This window comes from Paraburkholderia sp. SG-MS1 (genome assembly GCF_012275575.1).
Lineage (GTDB): Bacteria > Pseudomonadota > Gammaproteobacteria > Burkholderiales > Burkholderiaceae > Paraburkholderia.
In genome coordinates this window covers 1-1,447 of record NZ_NPIH01000070.1, presented here as the reverse complement: position 1 = coordinate 1,447, position 1,447 = coordinate 1, and the positions used below count along the sequence as shown (strand labels likewise).

General features: G+C 62.4%; 2 protein-coding genes and 1 pseudogene. 1 reads left to right on the top strand and 2 read right to left on the bottom strand.

The features are described from left to right. A pseudogene (locus CIC12_RS04975) lies at nt 1–183 on the bottom strand (sodium:solute symporter family protein); the annotation flags it as partial. Further along, nucleotides 180–395 (bottom strand): DUF3311 domain-containing protein, encoded by a 216-nt coding sequence (locus CIC12_RS04970; protein ID WP_168662715.1) that lies wholly within the window; start codon nt 393–395, stop codon nt 180–182. The gene CIC12_RS04970 and the pseudogene CIC12_RS04975, both read right to left, overlap by 4 nt. Before the next feature lie 371 nt (nt 396–766). Here CIC12_RS04970 and CIC12_RS04965 point away from each other — a divergent pair, with 371 nt between their 5' ends. After that, on the top strand, nt 767–1,444 hold the full coding sequence (locus CIC12_RS04965) for a MarC family protein (protein WP_168662713.1): 678 nt from the start codon (nt 767–769) through the stop codon (nt 1,442–1,444). Nucleotides 1,445–1,447: the final 3 nt, after the last annotated feature.

Genomic DNA, 1,447 nt, shown 5'->3' with positions numbered 1-1,447 from the left:
GCCGCCGAGGAAGGTGAAGGTCGTGTAGATCTCGCCCGCCATCAGCAGGAACACGAAGGCGGTGCCGAAGCTGCGCCCGCCCACGCTCCACTGTTCGAGGTTCATGTCGTGTCCGCGCCGCGCGCGAACGCCGAGATAGAGGGCGAACAGCGTGACGGCCGCGATGATGACGAGTGCGCTCATGAGCGGACCTCCTCGGCATCTGCCACGAAGTTGCGGTTGGCGGGGTCCAGGCGATAGACGACCGCCATCAGGATCGAACTCAGCACCACCCACATGACGATCCAGGCCAGCACGAACGGCATGCCGAGCACCAGCGGCTCGACGCGATTCACAAACGGGACGCCGAGCAGAATGCCGATGAACGGCAACGCGGCGAGTACACGAAGCAACATGGGGGCAACTCCTCGAACCGGTTGAGTACGTCTCGTTGAAAGTGCGGCTTCGCTGAGGACTGTATGCCGGATACTTTGGTTACGTAAAGGCGGTCAAAAAAGTGTAGGCTTTCTGAAAGTTGCAGATGCATCTTTCGGCCGGCGCTTGTTGCGCTGCAAGGCGCTGCGCAGACGGCGGCACACCACGCGATACCTCGTGTTGTGAGGCATTTGGCGGACTGGGCTGGCGCGCCGCGATATGATTCTCGCCACGCAGGGCGAGCATGGTCCGGGTAGCGCACGGCGCTCCGGCTTCATCAACATGACGCGGCGTTCCGGGTGCGCGGGCAGAACGTCCAGCCACCGGGGCTGCCGCCCGACACGGGTCGCATATGGTCGCCAGTCTGATCTCGGACATTCTGTTTGGCTTTACCGGGCTGATCAGCATCATCAATCCGATCGGCATTGCTTTCGTGTTCCTCGACCGCACCGCGGCACTGACCACCGAAGAGCGCACCGCACTCGCGCGGAAAATCGCCATCAACGTGGTGTGCGTGCTGCTGGTGGCGTTCTTCATCGGCACGCCGATCCTGCATTTCTTCGGCATCTCGATGGAGGCGTTGCGTATCGGCGGCGGACTCGCCGTGGCGGTCGGCGGCTGGCAGATGCTCAACGCACCGGACACGCAACCGGCCGAGCCGCCGGCCGTCAAGCGTGTCGATGCGGACAACGCGATGTCGAAGGCGTTCTTCCCGCTCACCATTCCGCTGACCACCGGGCCGGGCTCGATTGCCACCGCGGTCGCGCTGACCGCGAACCGCACGCACAAGCTGTCTGAGTTCGTGGTGTCCGGCATCGCGTCAGTGGTGATCTCGTTCGCGGTGGCCGCCACGGTCTATCTGATCTACAGCCGTGCGGTGATTTTTGCGAAGTATCTCGGCGTCGAAGGAACCAAGGTCGCGATGCGTGTATCTTCGTTTTTGCTGCTGTGCATCGGCGTGCAGATTATGCTGACTGGCTTTTCCGAATTCCTGATTCCGATTGCGACGATGCAGCCGGTGGGCAAGTAGGGT